The 16646-nt window shown below is 72.5% G+C and carries 15 protein-coding genes; 9 read left to right on the top strand and 6 right to left on the bottom strand.

From position 1 onward, the window contains the following. The first annotated feature begins 149 nt into the window (after nt 1–149). From ACZ7LK_RS13455 to ACZ7LK_RS13430, 6 genes are all read left to right on the top strand, one after another. Nucleotides 150–1142, top strand: a complete 993-nt coding sequence (locus tag ACZ7LK_RS13455; RefSeq protein ID WP_392272740.1) for an acyl-CoA desaturase — start codon at nt 150–152, stop codon at nt 1140–1142. A 170-nt stretch (nt 1143–1312) separates the two neighbouring features. Next, nucleotides 1313–2542 carry a beta-ketoacyl-[acyl-carrier-protein] synthase family protein gene (locus tag ACZ7LK_RS13450; protein ID WP_469465125.1) on the top strand — a complete coding sequence of 410 codons (1230 nt, stop codon included), beginning with the start codon at nt 1313–1315 and terminating at the stop codon, nt 2540–2542. 126 nt (nt 2543–2668) lie between these two features. Beyond that, entirely contained in the window at nt 2669–2905 is a 237-nt protein-coding gene (locus tag ACZ7LK_RS13445; RefSeq protein ID WP_471140399.1) for an XRE family transcriptional regulator, read from the top strand. 549 nt (nt 2906–3454) lie between these two features. After that, a complete protein-coding gene (locus tag ACZ7LK_RS13440; protein WP_469465126.1) occupies nt 3455–3847 on the top strand; it encodes a DUF2267 domain-containing protein in 393 nt (130 codons plus the stop codon). A gap of 79 nt (nt 3848–3926) precedes the next feature. Continuing rightward, nucleotides 3927–4487 (top strand): VanZ family protein, encoded by a 561-nt coding sequence (locus tag ACZ7LK_RS13435; RefSeq protein ID WP_471140396.1) that lies wholly within the window; start codon nt 3927–3929, stop codon nt 4485–4487. A 248-nt stretch (nt 4488–4735) separates the two neighbouring features. After that, the gene (locus ACZ7LK_RS13430; RefSeq protein WP_471140394.1) at nt 4736–4897 is read left to right on the top strand and encodes a hypothetical protein; all 162 of its coding nucleotides are present in this window, start codon (nt 4736–4738) and stop codon (nt 4895–4897) included. Nucleotides 4898–4905: 8 nt separating this feature from the next. Here the strand turns inward: ACZ7LK_RS13430 and ACZ7LK_RS13425 are convergent, their stop codons facing one another. Then, entirely contained in the window at nt 4906–6357 is a 1452-nt protein-coding gene (locus ACZ7LK_RS13425; protein WP_471140391.1) for a hypothetical protein, read from the bottom strand. Between the two features lie 257 nt (nt 6358–6614). Here ACZ7LK_RS13425 and ACZ7LK_RS13420 point away from each other — a divergent pair, with 257 nt between their 5' ends. Next, nucleotides 6615–8441: a patatin-like phospholipase family protein gene (locus ACZ7LK_RS13420; RefSeq protein WP_471140388.1), complete on the top strand. Its 1827-nt coding sequence runs from the start codon at nt 6615–6617 to the stop codon at nt 8439–8441. Further along, nucleotides 8375–9832 (top strand): hypothetical protein, encoded by a 1458-nt coding sequence (locus ACZ7LK_RS13415; RefSeq protein ID WP_471140385.1) that lies wholly within the window; start codon nt 8375–8377, stop codon nt 9830–9832. The genes ACZ7LK_RS13420 and ACZ7LK_RS13415 overlap by 67 nt, the downstream gene beginning before the upstream one ends. A gap of 175 nt (nt 9833–10007) precedes the next feature. Here ACZ7LK_RS13415 and ACZ7LK_RS13410 read toward each other — a convergent pair whose 3' ends face one another. Beyond that, the gene (locus ACZ7LK_RS13410; protein WP_392272745.1) at nt 10008–10292 is read right to left on the bottom strand and encodes a hypothetical protein; all 285 of its coding nucleotides are present in this window, start codon (nt 10290–10292) and stop codon (nt 10008–10010) included. A 39-nt stretch (nt 10293–10331) separates the two neighbouring features. Then, on the bottom strand, nt 10332–12551 hold the full coding sequence (locus tag ACZ7LK_RS13405) for an alpha/beta hydrolase family protein (RefSeq protein ID WP_471140382.1): 2220 nt from the start codon (nt 12549–12551) through the stop codon (nt 10332–10334). Between the two features lie 510 nt (nt 12552–13061). On the opposite strand from ACZ7LK_RS13405, the gene ACZ7LK_RS13400 reads away from it, so the two are divergent. After that, complete coding sequence (locus ACZ7LK_RS13400) at nt 13062–14072, top strand: isopenicillin N synthase family dioxygenase (RefSeq protein ID WP_469465130.1); 1011 nt, start codon at nt 13062–13064, stop codon at nt 14070–14072. Nucleotides 14073–14137: 65 nt separating this feature from the next. Here ACZ7LK_RS13400 and ACZ7LK_RS13395 read toward each other — a convergent pair whose 3' ends face one another. Genes ACZ7LK_RS13395 through ACZ7LK_RS13385 form a run of 3 tightly spaced genes read right to left on the bottom strand, consistent with a single transcriptional unit; the run spans nt 14138 to nt 16618 of the window. Then, nucleotides 14138–14941, bottom strand: coding sequence for an endo alpha-1,4 polygalactosaminidase (locus ACZ7LK_RS13395; RefSeq protein WP_469465131.1), 804 nt, complete (start codon nt 14939–14941; stop codon nt 14138–14140). After that, complete coding sequence (locus tag ACZ7LK_RS13390; RefSeq protein ID WP_471140379.1) at nt 14938–15897, bottom strand: NAD-dependent epimerase/dehydratase family protein; 960 nt, start codon at nt 15895–15897, stop codon at nt 14938–14940. Before ACZ7LK_RS13390 ends, ACZ7LK_RS13395 begins: the two co-directional genes overlap by 4 nt. A 7-nt stretch (nt 15898–15904) precedes the next feature. Beyond that, complete coding sequence (locus ACZ7LK_RS13385; protein WP_392272750.1) at nt 15905–16618, bottom strand: nucleotidyltransferase family protein; 714 nt, start codon at nt 16616–16618, stop codon at nt 15905–15907. Nucleotides 16619–16646: the final 28 nt, after the last annotated feature.

Raw genomic sequence — 16646 nt, 5'->3', positions numbered from 1 at the left:
CGGCGCCCCCGGGGGCGCACCCGGACCGCGCCGGCGGTGTGAATATGCGCGCAGCACGCCGTCCCGGCCGCGCGCCGCCGCCCCGCCGCACCACCGGCGGCCCCAGCATGGACCCGAACCCGCCCCGCTCGGTCCAGGAGGCCGCACGCATGCTTCGACGAGGCGAACCCCCGAAGACGGCCACCGGCGACCCGGGGGACCCACCCACCGGCACACCGCCCGGCACCGTGCCGGTGTCGGGCGCCGAGTACACCGGCTACCTGGTCGGCATCATCGTCCTGCCCTTCCTCGTCCTGGCGGCCGCCCTGCCCTTCGCGTGGAACTGGGGCGCGAGCGGCCTCGACCTGGCCCTCGGGCTGGTCATGTACGCGATCTCCATCGCGGGCATCTCCACCGGCTACCACCGCCACTTCACCCACCAGTCCTTCAAGGCGAAACGGCCCCTGCGCATCGCCCTCGCCCTGGCCGGCGGCATGGCGATGGAGGGACCCGTCTCGCTCTGGGTCGCCGAGCACCGCCGCCACCACCAGTTCTCCGACCGTGCGGGCGACCCCCATTCCCCCTGGGCCTTCGGCACCGGGCGCCGCGCCCTGCTGCGCGGCCTGTGGCACGCGCAGATCGGCTGGTTCGCCCGCCGGCGCCGCGCCGACCTCGACCACTACGCGCCCGACATCCTCCACGACCCCGACATCGGCCGGCTGGACCGCTGGTACTGGCTAACCGTCACGGTGTCGTTCGCGCTTCCCCCGCTGGCCGGCGGACTGTGGACCATGTCCTGGCAGGGGGCCGCCACCGCCTTCTTCTGGGGCAGCCTGGTGCGCTACGCCGTCGTCCACCACGTCACCTGGTCGGTCAACTCCCTCGCCCACGCCTTCGGCCCGCAGCACTACCGCAGCCGTGACCAGTCGCGCGACACCGGCTGGGTCGCCCTCCTCACCTTCGGCGAGGGCTGGCACAACCTGCACCACGCCGACCCCACCAGCGCCCGGCACGGCGCCCTGCGCGGACAGCCCGACGCCACCGCCGCCCTCATCCGGCTCTTCGAACGCCTCGGCTGGGCCCATGACGTCCGCTGGCCCGACAAGGACCGCCTCGCCTCCCGCATGCTGCCCGGCACGACCCCACGTTGGAGTGAACGGTGAGGTCACCCCGCGTGTCGCGGTGACCGACCGGGCCCGGCGCGGGCCGGCGTGGGGTAGGCAGGGTCCGACCGTTCCCCACCCCCGCACAACGCCACGCACCCCCGTCCCGGGACGCCACCGGCCGGACGGGCGTGCACGGCCGTGCATGCCCCACCTCCGGAGGCCCCCCGTTGGACCCGCGCACGCGCGACGTCGCCGTCACCGGCGTCGGGCTCCTGTCCCCGGCGGGGACCTGCCCCGACTCGAGCTGGGCCACCCTGCTGCGCGGCGCCTCGGTGGCGCGCCCCGACCCCGTGCTCGCCGGGCTGCGCACCGACTTCTCCTGCGCGGTTCCCGACTTCTCGGCCCGTACGGTCCTCGGGCACGCCACGGCGCGCCGCCTGGACCCCTACGCCCAGATGGCGGTGGTGGCCGCCCGGCAGGCGGTGGACGACGCCGGACTGGACCCCACGGGGTGGCGCGGCGACCGGGTCGCCGTCGTCCTCGGCGTGGGCAGCAACAGCCTGCACTCCTACGAGGAACCCTTCCGGCTCCTCCGCGAGAACCGCGGCGACCGGGTCTCGCCGTACCAGGTCACCCGCAGCGTGCCCAGCATGGCCGCGGCCGAGGTGGCGCTCGACCTCGGGGCGCACGGCGTCAACTTCACCACCAGCAGCGCCTGCGCGTCCGGGGCCACCGCCCTGGGCACCGCGCTGGACCTGCTGCGGGCGGGCCGCTGCGACATCGTGCTGGCCGGCGGCAGCGAGTCGGCCCGCAGCCGGATGACGACCACCTGCTTCGGCCAGATGCGCGCCATGTCGTCACGCCGCTCCGACCCCGCCACCGCCTCCCGGCCCTTCGACGTCGAACGCGACGGCTTCGTCCCGGGCGAGGGGGCCGCCGTGATGGTCCTGGAACGCACCGACGACGCCCACCGGCGCGGCGCGGCGGTACGCGGCTACCTCGCCGGCTACGGGGCCAGCGCCGACGCCCACCACCCCGCCGCCCCGCACCCGGAGGCGCGCGGGGCCGAGGCGGCGGTGCTGGCGGCGCTGGCCGACGCCGGCTGCACGGCCGCCGACATCGACCACGTCAACGCGCACGCCACCTCCACCCCGCTCAACGACGTCACCGAGGCCCGCATGCTGCGCCGGCTCTTCCGGCACGACCCGCCGGTGACGGCCAACAAGAGCGTCATCGGCCACGCCCTGGGCGCTGCGGGCGCCATCGAGGCCGTACTGACCCTGCTGAGCCTCCAGCACCGCACGGTCCCGCCGACGGCGAACCTGACGCGCCAGGAACCCGGCGCGGAACTGGACGTCGTCACCGGGACGCCCCGTCCCGTCCGGATGCGCACGGCCCTCAGCACGTCGTTCGGGTTCGGCGGCCAGAACACCGCCCTCGTCCTCCGCGCCCCCTGAACGAAGCGGCACACGGCGCCCCGTGGCGGCCGGCGGCCGGGGGTCAACCGCCGGCCGGGCGGGGCCCCGCTACTCCGAAAGGGTTGGTTCCCGTATGACGGCGGTCGGCCGGGGCAGGCGGGATACATGGCCGACCTTGGAGAACTTCTGCGAGTAACCATGCGCCGCCGTCACCTGACCGCGCAAGCTCTTGCGGACCGGACCGGTATTCGCACTCCGCGTATCAGGGCGTTCGCCCAAGATGGCGCACAGGGCCCTGTTCCTCCCACCGAACTGGAATTGGCCGAGATCGCTACGGCGCTGAGGCTGCCGCTCACCGACATCCTTGACGCCGCCCGTAGTCCTGCCGGGACGATGGCCTGACACCTGAGTCCGCCGTGGTGGTAATGCCGGTGATGCTCCGCAAGGATCGGTAAGCAGCGACGATCGTTTGCGGTTCTGGATCACTTTCCGCGCAGTGCGATAGCGATCAGGAGTGCTTCGAGTGCCTGGAGGGCTGTCGCACTACCTGGCGCCGCTGCTCGGCGCCGTCCGCCCAGCCAGTCGCCAGTTCTGATCCGTCCTGGAGCACACGGTGCACTGCGAGCCCGGCCGACGTGCGGAGCAACGTCGGGAGTTCGGGCAGCAGTCCTCGCGATGGGGCTGACCGGGAGGACTGGCGACGAGCGCGCGGAGGCAACGGCTTCGGAGCCGTCTCCACCATATTCCGCACACCAAGCGCAGCCGAGGCCCGCTTGCCCCAGGAAGGCTCCATCACGACGCGCAGGCCTCACCCACTCGAAGGAACCCACTGCTCCGACGCGAGCTGGTGCAGGATTGCCGCCCAGGATGCCGGGTAGCTGGACGGTCACCCTGCGTATCCGCCACCTGTCCGGTGGTGCTGCGGTGGAGACAGCGAAGGAGGGAGCGTTTATGAACGCGTCCGTGGAAGTGCTGCTTGATCGGGTCCAGGAGCGCGGAGGTTACGCGGTCCGCCAGGAGGCGGCCGGAGCGGTACAGAGTGTGCTGGAGGTGCTGGGCGCGCATCTGGTGGGTGATGACCGCACGGACCTGGCCGCTCTGCTGCCCCGGCAGTGTGGCCCGCTGCTCACCGACATCGCCCCGGCCAGTGAACCCCTGACTCCTCCGGGTTTCGTCGAGGCGGTCGCCGCACGCAGTGACGTCGATGTCGCGCAAGCTCGCCGCGCTGTCACCGCGGTGCTCGCCACGGTCGCAGAGGTGGCCGACGACGCACTGCTGCGCCGCATCCTCACCCAACTTCCGCCAGGCCACGCGGGGCTGTTCGGCCGTACGGACCCTGTGTGAACCCGCCGCACACCGAGTAGCCCCCTCCGAGCGGGTTATCGGACGGTGCAAGCAGACCAACCCTGACTGGGGGCTCGTGATGGCACGGACAGTCCTGCACGACAAGACCGCGAAGGAACCAGAAAGACAAAACCTCCCCGGCAAACCGCCTCTCTCCAAGCGCGGGCGCGCGGTGGCCATGCTGCTGGCTCTCGCCGGGACTGTGATCTTCGCAGTGCTACTGGCCCGGCTGACGCTGGAGTCCTCGGCCGCTTCCGCACCGTTGACGCACACCAACCTGCGGCCGGGTGACTCCATCCGCGACTATCTCGCGCAGTCGGCCTTCCGTGACACCGTCAGACAACTTGGCGGCAACGTTGTGCTGGGCATGCCGTTCGGTCTGCTACTGCCAGTGCTGGTGCCCCGCGCCCGGGGACTCGTTCGCGTCATAGCGGTCACCGCGCTGGTGATGACGCTGGTCGAGTTGATCCAGGGCGCACTTATCGCCGGGCGTGCATTCGACGTCGACGATGTCCTGCTCAACACGACGGGCGCCCTCCTCGGCTACCTGCTGATCGGTCGCCGCCTGGGCCGCGCTGTCCATCCCCGCCGCCGGCACTGGTGGCACCGCTTCACCAAGCAACCGACCGCCGTCAGCTAGCGGTGGGCTGGGTGTCGCCCCCATGAGCGGGGCATCCGGCCGAGGCCGGACGGACTGTTGCCTCGCTGCTGTCCTGGCTTCTTCAGGATGAAGCCGACCGCGCCACGGACCCCAGCGGCCACAGCCACCAGCCACACGCCACGGCTTGAACGTGGTGAGATGCCGACGGAATCGGCGCCGAGGGCGCCAGTGCAGCGGCGGGCGTCATCGACGGTGTGAGGACAGCTGAGCCTCCCACCCTCGCCCGGGTGCAGCAGCACGTCGGCGCGCCGGCGTCCGCCCGGGCCGCGGACTTCAGGCTCTGCCTCATGACCGGCCGCACGCATGGCGGTGTCGACCTGGAGCTCGAGGAGCCGGTGTTCCATGCTTTGACGGGCAGGGTGCAGCACCGCCCCGTAGCCCTGTGCTGATTGTGTCGTCAGGTCCCGCCTGCGTCGCTCCGCCGACCCAGGCGGGTCCAGAAGCCGCGCCGCGGCGCGGCCGGTGTTTCAGGCTTCGCTGGCGCGGGCCCGCTCGGCTCCGTGCCATGCTGCTGTCCAAGGACGGCAGCACGCACAGCTTCCCAGTCCTCGGTCAGCCACCATCCGAAGAGGCCGATGGCGGGAATGACTGGGTGCCGGAGCGTGGCTACGAACTCACGGCGCCCGTACACCTCCCGCGTGCGCTGCGCCGGGTCGAGCCTGTGCTGATGGTTGACGACCAGAACTCCGCGAGTGACCGGCTGGTCAGGACGCAGCTTCGGCCAGGTGCCCAGATGGCGCTCCAGGTCGGCCACCAGAGCTTCCTTCGCTTGGCCGCCTTCAGACTTCACCTCTACCAGGCATGTCTCCTCGCCCAAGATCGCAAGCAAGTCCGCGGACTTCGTGCCCAGCTCCGCGTCCAGGTCGGTGACGTCGAAGCCGGCCGCGCGCAGCACAACTGCGACGGCGTCGACCAGCTCACTGCCGGTGCCGAACAGCAGCCCGTGTCGTACCGGCTGGGCCGCCTCCTTCGCTCGTTTCTGCTCGGCTTCCAGGCGGGCCTTCTCAGCGGCGTAGTGGCGTCTCAGCTCTTCCAGCGCGAGGCGCGCCGATGACTCGGCCTTCGTCTCCAGGTCGGGATTGACGCTGTGGGGCGAACGGACCCGGCGAAGCGCGCCCGGGACGTGCGCGGGCAGGGCCTGCTGGACGAGCCAACTAACCAGGGTGTCCCAGTTGATCCCGTCCGGGACGATGTACCAGATCTGCTTGCCGTCGTTGGGCATCCAACGGGCCACGACCGGTTCACTGAGGGTGTCCACCAAGATCGGGACAAGCTCACCCTCCGGCCGGTGGACGGTGGTTCCTGACGGCGCCTCCGCCGTCACTGGCTGAGCCTGCATGGCCCACCACGGGCCGTCACCTGAACTGTTGCGGATCCGGAGCGCGAGATCCTGATCAACCGGATCAAGGCCCGGCGCCAGCGTGATCTCGGAACCCGTTCCGAGCCGCTTGCCGACGATCGAACCAGCGAAGCCGCACAAGTACACGCTGGCAACATCCCCACCGAAGACCGAGAGCTGTGGCTCGCCGGTCTTGCTGCCTATCGTGGCGATGATCAAGGCCGTCTCGCCGCGTGAAGCTGCTCCGTCGAGGAACCGTGTGAACTCGTCCGCGCCCCGCCCGTGGAAGCAGCTCGGGTTGATGGCCGCGACACAGGTGCTGGTGTCCATCCCGAGCCACCGCGGTTGGGCACCCGCCTTGTCCCAATTGATGCCCTCGTACTTCTGAGCGGCTGCCCACAGCTCCCGCGCGTATTCAGCTGCGTCCGGATCGGGCTCCGGGAACTCGGCGGGGTTACGGACGGCGACGTGGACAGCGACGAGCCCGCTCCGGGCTGCGGAGTGTTCCATGCGATCACCGTAGCGGCCGCAGCCGTCAGCACGAACGCTTCGGCCGGCAGGCTCTCCCCGTCCCGCGCGCGGTGCTACCCATCGCTGCCTCTCCGGGCAGCGGCGGCTAGCAAGGACGGGCTACCGGGCGTCGCTTCAACGGCGTGTCAATGTCTAAAGTTCAAGGATTAGGGCGACCGATTGGACGATGTCGTGGCAATCGCGAAAGCCCCCGCGCGTCCACTGACATACTGTGCGCGTCTCACTACCGTGCATGGATGCCAAGTGGGACGACGGAGCCGACGCGGTACACGCAGCAGCTGCCTGATGTTTCGAAGCTGCAGGTAGGACTGTGCGCCACGGCGGCCGCTCTGGGGCTGGGGTGGGCACTGGTCTATTTGTGCCACCCGCTCTGGTGGAACCGGCCGAAGGCCGGGGAGGTGGGCCTGCAGCTCGCCGGGAACGGTGCGAGGGCCCGGGAGGTCCTCACCAAGCAGGAGGCGCCACTGTTCCTGGAGGGCATCTGGCAGGACTGGGTGATGTTAATCCCCGGGTACACCCTGCTCCTCGCCGGGGCCTTCAGCCTGGGCCGCCTCCTCCTCTACCGCGACTCCGCTCGGCTGTGGGCGCTGCGCGGCCTCGTGCTGACCGGGGTCATGGCACTGGCCGACGCGGCCGGCGAGAACCTGTTCCTCGCCGAGGCCCTCGGCCGAATCAAGAACGACACATATCCCGATCTGCCACTCGCGGCGGCCGCCTGCTTCGCCCTGCTGAAGTGGACTCTTGCAGTCCCGCTGGCCGTCACGGCCTTTTGGGTCCTGGGGCTCCTGCTGGCCAGAGGCCTCCGCCCACCGCAGAAGGTCATCAGCGGAAAGACGGGCCGGACCAAACCGGAGATCTCATACACCTACGACGTCGCCGCTGACACGGCGAGCGGCGAAGACAGGCCCGATGTAATCGTTCCGCCGCTGGCCCCGCACGACTGGGTACCGCGCGGCAAATGGACCGCCCCGCCGCCGAAGGGGGACAGCGGCACGGAGCCGGACGCCGCGAAACCGACGGACAGCACACCGCAGACCGGGGAGAGGAGCACAAATCCGGGCGTCGCGAAAGACAGCGAGCCTCCGACGGGAAACAGCGGTACACAGTCGGGCGACAGTGTCCTGGCCCGCTGGCGCACCCGTGCCTACCGACTGCCCGGACGGAAGCCGGCCGAGTCGGGCTTCTGCGTTTCTGGCGGCGGAATCCGCTCCGCCGCCGTCACCATGGGCGCGCTCCAAGCCCTGCGTCGACACCTGCTGCAGTCCCGGTATCTGGTGGCGGTGTCCGGCGGCGGCTATACGGCTGGCGCACTGCAACTCGCCCTCACCCCACAGCCCACCGGCCAGGACGGCAACCCGATTCGGCCGCAAGAGCATCTGGCCACCCTCGCGGATGCGTTCGCGGCTGGCAGCCCAGAGGAAGACCACGTCCGCCGGCACGCCAAGTACCTGGCGGACAGTCCCAAGGAATACCTGGTGGCCGCCGGCACCGTGCTGCGCGGTCTGGCCCTGTCTTTCGGCCTGCTGACCCTGGCCTTCGCCGCGCTCGGCCAGTACCTCCACCTCTTCTATACGCACCTGCCGCTCACCGACCTGAGGCGGTTCATCTGGCGGGCCCCGAAGTTCACCCCGACCTGCCGCGTGCCAGTCGAACCCGCCTGCTTCCGCGAGCAGCTGGTGTTCCCAGCCCTGAAGCTGTACCCGCATGCCTGGGTATCGGTCCTCGCCCTGCTCGGGCTCGCCGGGGTGCTCTCGGTGGTGTTCGCACTGTGGCAGGTCTACGGCTTGATGTTCCGCCGGCCCTGGCACGCCTCCGGCCGATCACAGTTGCGCGATGTGAAGTCCCGCCGGCCCTGGCAGCGCAGCACGGTCACGGCGGTGGTCGGGCTGGCGGCGGCGGTGTCCATCTACGTGATCGTGCTGCCGGCGGTGATCTGGTTCTTCACCTGGCTGGCTGGCAGTGGGTGCCGGGGAACGGCGGACGGGCGCTGGGGCTGTTGGGCGCGGTCACCGCCGCGGCGACCGCGCTCGGCACCCTGTTCGTTACCGCCTACCGCGGTGTGAAGAAGGTGCTGCCCACCGGGGAGAAGGCGCCGCTGCGCAGCGGCGGTAAGACGTTGCTGGCCAGCGTGGGCTCCCGCGGCTGGATCCGTGCCGTGGTCTGCTGGCTGGTCCTGCTGCTGGTGGCGTTTTTCGGCCTCGCGCTGATGTCCTGGACCGTGGTCCACTCGGGCCGGTGGCACTGGGCCTTGCAGGCGGGAGTGCCGGTGGTGCTGGTCGTGCTGGCGGTGAGCATCGACCAGACCGTGTTCAGCCTGCACCCCTTCTACCGGCGGCGGCTGGCCGGGGCCTTCTCCCTGCGGCGGGCAGTGCTCCGGGACGGTTCGGTCGGCGTGCTCCCATACGACTACTTTGCCGAGGGCACCCCGCTCAGCCGGTACGCGGCCCGGGTGGAGAAGGAGAAAGAGACCTTCCCGCAGGTGCTGTTCGTGGCCTCGGCGGCCGTGTCCACCCGCAACCGGACCGCACCCGGCCGCCCGGCGGTGCCCTTCACCTTCGCCGCCGACTACGTGGGCGGCCCCGACACCGGCTGGGTGCGCACCGACACCATGGAGAAGACCGCTCCGCCGCTGATCGCCCGGGACCTGACCGTGCAGTCCGCCGTGGCCGCCTCAGGGGCCGCGTTCGCCTCCGCGATGGGCACCCAGACCACGTTCATGGAGCGGCTCCTAGCGCTGACGAACCTGCGGCTGGGCACCTGGATCCCCAATCCGCTCTACCTCGCGGAGCTGGTTGCGCAAGGCCCCGACCACAGGCTGCCCCGGCTGCCCTGGGTACGGCGGCTGCGATACCAGCTCCAGGAACTGGTCAACCGATACTCCGACACCACCCCCCTGCTGCTGTGCACCGACGGCGGTCACTTCGACAACCTGGGGCTGGTCGAGCTACTCCGGCTACGCTGTCGGACGGTCTTCGTGATCGACGCCAGCGGGGACGACCCGCCACTGGCCACCACACTGGCCCAGGCCGTCACCCTGGCGTACGAGGAGCTCGGCGTACGGATCACGTTCGACGGCCCGGACGACCTCGACCCGCTGGACCTGGTGCCGGGCAGCGGCACACCCCGGGGACCCGAGGAGCCCATGAAGGCACTCAACGCCAGGTTCTCCAAGCGGTGCGCGGTACGCGGAACGATCACCTACCCCGAACGGCTTCCGTTCTCCGAGGGGAAGCCGCCCGACGACAAGGGCACAATCATCTTCGCCAAGGCCAACCTCACCTCAGACATGCCCTACGAGCTGCTGAGCTACGCCGTGGAGGAAGAGGCGTTCCCGCGCATTTCCACGATGGACCAGTGGTTCGACCACACTCAGTTCGACGCATACCGGGCGCTCGGCCACTTCATGGGAACGCAGGCGGCGGACTTGATTCCACGCCCGCCCCGCGAGCCGTAGCTGGCCACGCGGTCTGCTTGACGCGGCGACACATGCGCAGCTCTCGACCCCGCGCGTTGTCGGCCCCTAGAAGCTGACCGCGTGCAGGTTCCGCTGCTCTCAAGCGTGAGAATCTGCGAACCTGTGCGCTTTCGGTTGCGGGTCCCGCAAGCTCGCGCCGGGACCGGCAGATCCGTCAGGGCACGCGGCCGGCCACCGCCGGGCTTCCGTCCACGGCCCGGGCCGCGTGCCTGCCGAGGACGGCCGCCGCCTCCGCCAGGTCCGCCGCGGCCGCCCGGCAGCACTCCGCCTGCCGGCGCAGCGTGGGCACGCACCAGTCGGGCACCCCGGGCCGCCCCTCCAGCGCCGCCGCCCGCTCCAGCAGCCGGCGTGCCGTACCGGTGAGCACCTCGGCGTCGGCCCGCAGCCGCGCCTCGTGGGCGGCCGTGCCGCCGTCCCCGCCTGCCGGGTCCACGGTCATCCGGGTACCTCCCTCTCCTGGCGTCGTCCTGCCCGCAGCTCAGCGGGGCAGGGGTGCCCCGGCCCCCCGGCGGGCCTGGTACTCCGGCGTGCTCAGCACGCACAGCGGCCGCGCCCCGTCCAGCCCCAGCGCCCGGGCCTGCCGCACCAGCGGCTGCTCCGCCGCCCCGGGCCCCGGCGCGCAGCGCAACCGCAGCCGGGGCGCGGCGTGGAACCGCTGGCGTCCCGCGCAGTGCACCATCGAGCGCAGGGTGGCGTCGGCCGTACGCCCGTACAGCACCGAGTCCACGTGCGGGGCCGGCAGGTACGGGCCGAGGTCGCCGCTCAGCGCGAGGAGCGGCGGGGGCGCCTCGCCGTCCGGCCCGGGGCCCGACCCGGCCAGCACCGCGTGCAGCCGGTTGCCCGCCAGCCGCACGTCCACGAAGGCCGTCCCGGCCGGCTGGCCCCACACCTCCCGGCTCACCGCCGCCGCCTCCTCGGACGTCACGGCCAGCGCGGTCACCTGGCGCCCGGTGCGGCGGGCGTCCGCCCGGCGCAGCAGCTCGCGCAGCACGTCATGGGCGCGGGGCCGCCACAGGTCGTTCACCAGCACGGCCAGGCTCAGTTCGCGGTACGGACCGAGGCTCGCGCAGCGGTGCTCGTACGCGGACAGCGCCACCAGGACGCGCCGTCCGAACCGGCTCGGGCTCATCCACGAGGTCCCGGACAGCAGACAGGCAGCCCGGTCCGGGTCCACGGCGAACACCGCCACCACGGCCGTCGAGTCGTAGTAGCGCACCGGCACCTCGGCCGGGCCCGCGGAGGTGTCCACCGTGCTCACCGGCACCGCCATCAGGGGGTACCCCTGCGGCGGGTTCGCCCGGTCCTTGAGCTGGTACACCTGGGAGCGCAGCACCGGCCCCCGGTACGGCGCCAGCGCCTCGTCGATGTCCCGCCGGGCCTCGTCCAGGTCCGTCTCCAGGTTCCCCATGTACGTGCCGAGCGAGTGGCAGAGCGGGAAGTCGTGACTGGGGTCGGTGTAGTCCACCTCGTACCAGTCGGGGTGCGGGGTGAACACCGCCCCGGAGCCCGCGCCCCTGCCGTCCAGGGTGGGCACCAGGTCGTGCTGGTTGGTGACGCTCGCCACCCAGGTGCGGGCGTCGGCGGGCCTCTTGTTGTCGATCGGCGACCCCACGGCCACCACGTGCGTCACCCGGAAGCGGCGGCAGAAAGCGCCGTTCTGCGCCAGGTTCATCAGGGCGATGCCGCCCTCGCTGTGGCCGACGAGCGCCAGGTCCGCGCCGGCGGGCAGCCCGTACTCCTCGATCGCCAGCAGGATGCCGCGGGTGTACGGGGACTCCGGGTCGAACAGGTTGCTCCACGCGCCGACGAAGTCCTGGGGCGAGTCGTTGCGCGGCTTGCCGGGAGCCATCCCGGGCGCCTGGAGGACGTGCCGCACCACGCCGTCGGGCCCCCGCACGTCCTGGATCAGGATGCGCCCGTCCGTCCCCAGCAGGTCGATGTTGCGCAGGAACCCCATGAGGGAGCCCTCGCCGGCGAGCGACCGCCGCCCGTCCTCGGCCAGGTCCACCGCGACGGCGGCCCCCTCACCCGCGTCGAAGGCCGCCAGGTGGCGCGCCGAGATCCCGAACCACGGATCGGCGTGCAGCGCCTCACCGGTCGCGATCTGCCAGCCCACCTCGTCGTTGAGCGGGTTCTCGTCCAGCAGCGCCCGGATCGCCGACAGCTCCGCGAACAGCGGCGCCACCGTGGACATCGCCCGCTCGGCGCCCTTGTCCTTCAGCAGGGCCCGCAGCGCGCGCAGCGCCTCCACGTCCCGGTCGCCCGTCACGGCGTCCATCAGGCGCCGTACGCCCGGGTCCCGCCCCAGCTCCGGGTGCTCCGCCAGCACCGCGGCGGCACGCAGCCGCAGCGACGTCACCGCCACCCGGTTCGCGAGGCTCTCCCGGCCGCAGACCTCGCCGGCCTGGCCCACCCGCCTGAGCACCCCGTCCCCGGCGCCCAGCGCGAAGCCGAGCCCCGCCTCGCTGGTCAGCGCCCGGACGAGCGCCCACTGGGCGGCCATCCCGGTCCGCGGGTGCCGGAGGCTCGACCGGGTGAACCGGGACGAGCCCAGCACCGCCCCGGTCCGCGCGGCGACGTCCCGGATCTCCCGCGCACCGCGCGACACCTCCAGGGCCGCCTCGCGCAACAGTCGCGCGGTCCCGGCCGCGTCGGCCGCGCCGGGGTGCCCGGCACCGGCATGGTGGTGGGACGCCATGGCGGCCTCGCAAGGACGTGAGAGCCGGGCCGACCGGTTCGGCCCCTCCCGGCCGATCATCGGCCCTGCCCTCCGGCCGCGCATCCCGGGACCCGTCCGGATCCGGACACGGCCCACGGGCACGGGGGGCGAGCGTCACCGGGCCACGGCCGAGCGCCTCCGGGCCACGGCCGAGCGCCGCCGGGCCCGGGCGGGCGGCGGGCCCGGCGCCGTGGGCGGGGGGCACCGCCGCCCGGTGTGGCCAAGATCTCCGGGCCGGCCGCCCCGGCCCGGGTTAAGCTCACCGGGTGACTCTTCTCGTGATGCGCCGGCACGTGGACTACGTGCGCGTCACGACCATGAGCTGTCTGCCGCAGGACTGACCTCTTCCTCACCGTCCCCACCGGTCCTGTCGCGGACACGCGGCCCCTCGGCACACCCCTGCCGACCGGCCCTGCGTACCCCCGCGATCCCGCCATCTCCGGGAGCAGGGCCTCGTCACCGCAGAAACGGAAGGCCATCATGCCGTCCATGCCACCAGCATTCCCGGGCTCCCTGCCCGTCATCGATCTGTCCTTGGCCGACGACCCCGAGACCCGGGCGGCGTTCCACAAGGAACTGCACGACGCCGCGCACCACGTCGGCTTCCTCCACCTGACCGGGCACGGCATCAGCTCCGCGGAGACCGACCGGATATTGCGCCTCACCAGGGAGTTCTTCGCACTGCCGGAAGCCGACCGGCTGGCCGTCAGCAACCTGCGCTCGCCGCACTTCCGCGGCTACACCCGGATCGGGCACGAGCTCACCGGCGGCCGCTCCGACTGGCGCGACCAGCTCGACGTCGGCGCCGAACGGCCCGCGCCCGCGGTGGGCCCCGACGACCCCGCGTACCTGTGGCTGGAAGGCCCCAACCAGTGGCCGGCCGCCTTGCCGGAGCTGCGCTCGGTGGTGCTCGACTGGCAGGAGCGGCTGGCGGCGGTGGCCCACCGGCTGCTGCGGGAACTGCTCGTGTCCGTCGGAGCGCCGGCCGACTTCTTCGACGAGGCGTTCGCCGACCGGCCCCACCTGCACACCAAGCTGATCCGCTACCCCGGGTCGGCCCCCTCCGGCAGCGGCCAGGGGGTGGGCGCGCACAAGGACTACGGCTTCCTCACCCTGCTGCTCCAGGACGACGTGGGCGGGCTCCAGGTCCGCTCCGGCGACACGTTCCTCGAAGTGCCGCCGCTGCCCGGCGCGTTCGTGGTCAACCTCGGCGAGCTGCTGGAGATCGCGACCAACGGCTACCTCGCGGCGACCGACCACCGTGTCGTCAGCCCCCCGGGCGCGGTGGAGCGCTTCTCGGTGCCGTTCTTCTACAACCCCCGCCTCGACGCGGTCATCGACACCGTCCCCGGCGCCTACCTGAGCCGGGCACCGGGCATCGCGCACGACCACACCAACCCGCTGCACGCCGAGTACGGGCGCAACGAGCTCAAGGGCTGGGTCCGGGCCCACCCGGAGGTCGCCCGCCGCCACCACCCCGAGCTGGTCGGCGCCGGCTGACCCGCCCGGGCGGTACGGGGGGGCGGCCGCGCCACCGCCCCCCGCCCGCCCCGGTGCCGTCCCCGTCAGCAGGCCTGGCGCCAGGGGTCGAGCCGCAGCCGCTTGCGCATCGACGACAGGCCGAGCCGGCGCGTCTCGGCGCAGAAGTCGCCCGGCGCCAGCGCGTACTCGACGTGGAACACCGCCTTGCCCGCCCGGACGAACGGCACCAGCCGCGCGCACTCGTCGAACTCGGCGCACTGCTCGTTGACCGCGAAGTCGAACCGGCCCACCAGCTCCGGGATCTGCGGCAGGTCGTTCTTCAGCCCCACCGACAGGCCCCGCCGGTGCGCCGCGTCGGCGATCATGCGGTTGTACGCGAGCTGGTGGGCCGCCCGCAGCGGGAACCCGGTGTCATGGAGGTACCCGTCCATCAGGTCCGGCTCCACCGCGTCGAAGCCCTTGCGCCGGCACATGTCGAGCCGCCGCTCCATCAGCGGCCGCAGCACGTCCAGGCGCCGGACGTCGAGCCAGCGCTCACCGCTCCAGCCGTTGGGCCTGCCCCGTACGGACGCGGGGAAGTCGTCCTTGTCGGGCCGGAAGTCCTCCCACGCGCCGGCGTTGAGGTAACAGATGACGCGGCGCCCGTCGCGGTGCAGCCGCGCCACGTCCCCGGCGGTGTTCTCGAACCCGTCGATGTCGTACACGGGGACGTCGGCCCGCGGATCGACCCGCCCGTCGAGCTGCCACTGCCAGGCCGTGCCCGGGCGCGGCACCCAGCGCCCCGCCGGGGGCCGGGGTCCGGCCGGTGCCGTGCACCCGGCGACCACCAGCAGCACCACCGCGAGCAGCGCCGTCCACCGCGCCCCCCGTCCGCCGGACCCGGTCACCGCACCGTGCCCCTGCCGGACTCCGGCACCGCACCGGTCGGCGCCTCCGGTCGCGCGGGCGGCCGCGGACCGGCCAGGTCCGCCCAGAGCGCGGCCACCGAGTCGTCCAGGCCGAAGCGGGGCGACCAGCCGAGCGCCCAGCGCGCCGCCGAGACGTCCGAGCACTGCCACGCCACCGCGGCCGAGCGGGCCGACCCGTCGCCGGCCTCCTCGACACGGCCCGGGAAACCGGCCGTCCGGACCAGCCCGTGGACCAGGTCCCGCACCGGAACCGCCCGCCCGCCGCCGACGTTCAGCACCGGCGGCACCGGTCCCGGCCGGGTCACCGCCAGCTCCACCGCGCGGGCGACGTCCCGTACGTCCACGAAGTCGCGGTACCCGGAGAGGTCGCCGAGCCGGACCACCGCCTCCGCGTCCCCGCCCGCCCGCAGCAGCCGCCGCGCCAGCCCGCCCGGCAGCCCCGCGGCCGGGGCGCCCGGGCCGACCGGGTTGCCCACCCGGAGGACGACGGCGTCCAGCCCCGAGGAGGTGACGGCGACCGTGCCGGCGAGCTTGGTGGCACCGTAGGGGGCCACCGGCCGGGTCGGCGCGTCCTCGGTGACCGGCTCACCGGGCCGGCCGGGGCCGTACTCGGCGGCCGAGCCCAGGTGGACCAGCCGGGCACCCGGCACGGCCTCCCGCAGCGCGGCGCACAGCACGGCGGGCCCCCGGGCGTTGACCTCCGCCAGTGTCACGGGGTCGCCGCCCACGGCGCCCGCGCAGTTCACCACCGCGTCGGGAGCGAGCGCGGCGAGCGCCTCGGCGAGCGGACCGGTCCGGACGGTCGCGAGGTCCACCACGAGGTCCGAGCCGGGGGACCGGCCGCCCAGGAGCGGCCGTACCCCCTCCACGGCACGCAGCCGCTCGGTGACGTGGGCCCCCAGATACCCGGTCGAACCCAGGACGAGGATGCGCATGAGGTGCTCAGGCTCCCTTCAGCAGCAGCGACTGGTGGGTGGTGAACTCCGCGTTGGCGCGGTCGTAGTCGTCCGGGCGCCCGATGTCGAGCCAGTAGCCGTCGAACTCGTACGCCGCCGGGGGAGTCGGTGTCTTCAGCAGGTCCAGGATCAGCTCGTCGAAACCGAGCGGCAGTCCCGGGGTGTAACTGTCCAGCGTGGAGCGCGACAACCCGTACACCCCCATGGAGACGCGGTAGTCGAGGCTGGGCTTCTCCCGGAAGCCCACCACCTTGCCCGCGTCGGTGGTCAGCACCCCGAAGTCGATGTTCACCTGCCGGGAGTAGGTGGCGATGGTCAGCGGAGCACCCCCGGCGCGGTGCCGGTGCAGCAGATCGGCGTAGTCGAGGTCGGTCAGGACGTCCCCGTTCATCACCAGGAACGACTCGGGCAGCCGGTCCCGCATGGTCAGCAGCGGCCCGATGGTGCCCAGCGGGCTCTCCTCGGTGGAGTAGTCGACCTCCATGCCCCAGCGCGAGCCGCTGCCGACGTAGGCCCGGATGATCTGCCCGAGGTGGCCGATGGCCAGGGTGCAGCTCGTGAAGCCGGCCGACGCCAGTTGCCGCAGCACGATCTCCAGGATCGCGTGCCGGTCCCCGATGGGAACCAGCGGCTTGGGCAGCGCCGTGGTGTACGGCCGCAGCCGGACGCCTTTGCCCCCGGCGAGTATCACGACGTGCATGGGATACCTCCCTCTCCATGGGCCCATT

It is taken from the genome of Streptomyces sp. NPDC039423 (assembly GCF_055598725.1).
Note: the sequence above shows the minus strand (reverse complement) of the source record. Positions and strands in the feature narration are given on the sequence as shown.